The sequence below is a fragment of the Tateyamaria sp. genome, assembly GCF_059783535.1.
In genome coordinates, this window is the sequence record NZ_JBYNDP010000222.1 from 1 (window position 1) to 3,299 (window position 3,299).

At 63.9% G+C, this 3,299-nt stretch carries 4 protein-coding genes; 1 reads left to right on the top strand and 3 read right to left on the bottom strand.

The genetic code is table 11. The annotated features are described in order from the left end of the window. The 3 genes from bchC to AC6RA8_RS21765 form a co-directional block, all read right to left on the bottom strand. Nucleotides 1-761, bottom strand: a 761-nt coding sequence (gene bchC, locus AC6RA8_RS21755; protein WP_500355836.1) for a chlorophyll synthesis pathway protein BchC, incomplete at its 3' end; no start/stop codon positions are given. Nucleotides 762-893: 132 nt separating this feature from the next. After that, nucleotides 894-2,009 carry a methyltransferase gene (locus AC6RA8_RS21760; RefSeq protein WP_500355831.1) on the bottom strand — a complete coding sequence of 372 codons (1,116 nt, stop codon included), beginning with the start codon at nucleotides 2,007-2,009 and terminating at the stop codon, nucleotides 894-896. Then, nucleotides 2,006-2,887, bottom strand: coding sequence for a polyprenyl synthetase family protein (locus tag AC6RA8_RS21765; protein ID WP_500355833.1), 882 nt, complete (start codon nucleotides 2,885-2,887; stop codon nucleotides 2,006-2,008). The genes AC6RA8_RS21760 and AC6RA8_RS21765 overlap by 4 nt, the downstream gene beginning before the upstream one ends. Nucleotides 2,888-2,985: 98 nt before the next feature. Between AC6RA8_RS21765 and AC6RA8_RS21770 the strand changes: the two genes are divergently transcribed. Then, nucleotides 2,986-3,299: phytoene desaturase family protein (locus tag AC6RA8_RS21770; protein WP_500355835.1), on the top strand; the 314-nt coding region annotated here is incomplete at its 3' end.

Below are 3,299 nucleotides of genomic sequence, written 5' to 3' on the forward strand. Positions count from 1 at the left end.
GCCACGCGGAACCGCGCCTCTTTCATGAAGGCGGGCGGAAAGGCGAAGGACAAAGGCGCCGAATAAAAGCCGGCCAGTACAATCTCACCACCCTTGGCGATGCGGCCAACCAGATCATTCAACAGGCTGCCCTGCCCTGACGCGTCATAGATCGACCGGTAGTCGCGGCGCTCATCATCATCCGGATGCAGAACTTCGTAGCCCTGCGCACCGTCGCGACGCGCCGGGTCAGTCTCCCACACTTTCGGCGCAGGCGCGCCCGAGGCGATGGTCAGCCGCGCCAACAAGCGGCCCAGCACACCGTGACCGACAATCAGGTCCGGCACCGCCTTGTTCATCCCGGCCATCGCATGACGGGCCGTGGCGGCCAACGCCAGTAACGCACCCTCAGCGCCCAACCCAGCATCAATGCGAGTCACACGCTCACTGTCTGTCACCAGCGTTTTCGCGGCACCGCCAAACAAGCCAAAGGCACCTTCGAAACAATTCGACCCCGGCACGAACACCCGGTCGCCGGGTTTAAAGCCGGTCAACACCCCGGCCTCCACCACCTCGCCCGCGGCCTCGTAGCCCGGCACCAGCGGATACCCCATGCCCGGAAAAGGTGGCATCTCACCCGACCAGAACAGCTTTTCCGTTCCTGTGGAAATCCCCGAATGCGTGACCTCGACAACCAGATCACCCGCCCGCGGCGCGGTCAGCGCCAACGTGTCGACATCAAGGTCTTTGGGACCTTTCAGAAGGACGGCCGAAGTGTCCAAGGTCATCTCCATGTTCAGGCGCCGCAATTGCCCGGTTTCCTTGAAAAGAGACTCAGGGCGACGCTTTGTCGTTGTATGTCATTCTAATTGGACATCTCATTGTGTCAATCAGAATGGACACTTTCTTGTGAATCAGACTGGACGCACCGCCGTCACAACGCGCGTGACATAGGCCCGCGCAGGCGCCGGACAGCGCACTTGATCAAAGCCCGCCTCGGTCAACAGCGCCCTGATCTCCTCTGCCGACCGGGCGCGGCCTGTCTGCATCGCCATTGTGTAAAATGCGAAATACACATCCCCCGCCCGCTCGGGCCGGGCACCTCCCCCCATAGGCTCGGAGACGATCAGCCGCCCGCCGGGGGGCAGGACATTATGCACCGCTGCCAGCAGCGCGCGCACCGTATCGTCGGAATGATCATAGAGAACGCGGATCAGTGAAATCGCATCCGCGCCGCCCGGCAAAGCATCCTCACGGAATGATCCCGGCACAATGCGGACCCGGTCCGCCATCCCCGCCGCATCAAACCGCGCCTGCGCATCAGGCACGACGGGCGGCAGATCGAACAGGGTCATATTCATTTCACGGTTCGCATGGCCTGCCGCTTCCAGAAAAGCGCCCGTGCCACCCCCGATATCCAACAGGTGCTGCACACCTTTCAGCGACACGGTGCGCAACGTGTCCTCTGCCACCAGCCGCTGCGACTGCGCCATCAGGTCGGAATAGATCGCCGCGTCACCCGCCTCCACGTCACCGCCAAAGACATAAGGCCAGAACTGGCTCAGCTTGGTGTCGTCCGGCCCGCGCAACAACGCCACCGGATCACGCAGATCATCATAGAACGCCTTGTGATGCCGGATCATCGCCTCCAACCCCGGCACGCCCATCAGGGCGGCGCCCTTGCGGGCAAGCGCAAACCTATCCCGCTTCCGCTTCAACAAGCCAAGCGCGGCGCCTGCCTGCAACAGCACCTGCATCCGGTCTGCGGGCACGTCACAGGCCCGGCCCAGAACCTCAGCACTCTGCGGCCCGGCGCGCAAACGCCGGAACAGGTCCAGTTCGACCAGTGCCATCAACACCTGACTTTGAACAAAGCCCTGCACCACATCAAACAGCGCCGCACCATCGGCGCGCGCGCGGGATCGGGTGAGTGGAAATTTACTGGCCCAGCTTTGAAAGCCGGGACGCGCGACCAGCCGGTTCAGCCAGCCCCCGCGCCAACCGGGCAGGTCTTGGGCCTCGCTTCTCATTCGCCCGGCACGCGGGTGGGCGACACAACAGGCGTCAACCGCTCCGCATACATGCGCACCATCTCGGCCAACTGCGCCTCACCGGGGCATGAGGGGATCGAGGCGATGGCCCCGCCCAGAATATCCTTCAGACGGCTGATCGCCCCCTGCACGCCCAGTTGCGCAACCGCATTGGGTCGCCCGTGCAGATCGTCCTGCCCCGCAGGCTTGCCCAGCGTCGCCTCATCATACAGCGCATCGCGCAGATCATCGGCCACCTGGAACGCCTCGCCAATCCGGTCACCCAGCTCAAACCACGGCTCGGCCTCTTGCCCTGCTGCAATGGCCCCCATCTGCGTGGCGGCAATGAACAGCGCGCCCGTCTTGGCCTGATGGTAAGCTTTCAGATCGACCTGATCCTCGCTTTCCCATCCCTGCCCCGCACAGATACCGCCGGGCATGCCGGTCCGCTGGGCCAGGGTCATGATCAGCTGCGCCACCCGTTCGGGTGCCTGCCCTGACTGCCTAGCCAATGTCTCAAAGGCCAGCACGATCAGGCTGTCGCCCGCCAGCACGGCAAGCGGTTCGGAATAGGCTTTGTGGACCGAAGGTTTCCCGCGCCGCATATCCGCATCATCAAAGCACGGCAGATCATCATGGACCAGGGACGCGCAGTGGATCATCTCCAGCGCTGACGCCGCCGCGTTCGACACGGCAGGACGATCATCGCCACAGGCCATCGCCACGGACATGAGGATCGTCGGACGGATGCGGGCACCACCGGGGGCCGTCGCATAATGCAGGGCGCTCGCCAGCTTGGGCGGAGTGGCGCGACCCGCCCCCTGCCCGACCGCCACAGCCTCGGCTATCGCCGTCTCGATCCGCGTGCTCAGGCCCATGCGCGTCGCTCCCTTTTAGTACAAATGTCACTTCAGGCGTACACCAAAGTGTAAATCATACTGGACACATTGCCTGTCACGAGTCAACATTCCACCCCATGACCCACGTCACTGCCCCCGCCCCGCAACGCGCCGTGATCATCGGCGCGGGCATCGCCGGCCTTGCCTGCGCTGTGCGGCTGCGGGCCGCCGGGTTCGCAGTGACGCTGCTGGAGCGGCACGGGACAGTCGGGGGCAAGATCCGCACCATCCCCTCCCCCGCTGGGCCCATCGATGCCGGACCCACCGTGCTGACGATGCGCCATGTCTTTGACGATCTCTTTGAGCAATTGGGCACAAGGCTCGAAGACCATGTGACGCTGATCAAACAAAACGAACTGGCCCGCCACTTCTGGCCCGACGGCAGCCAACT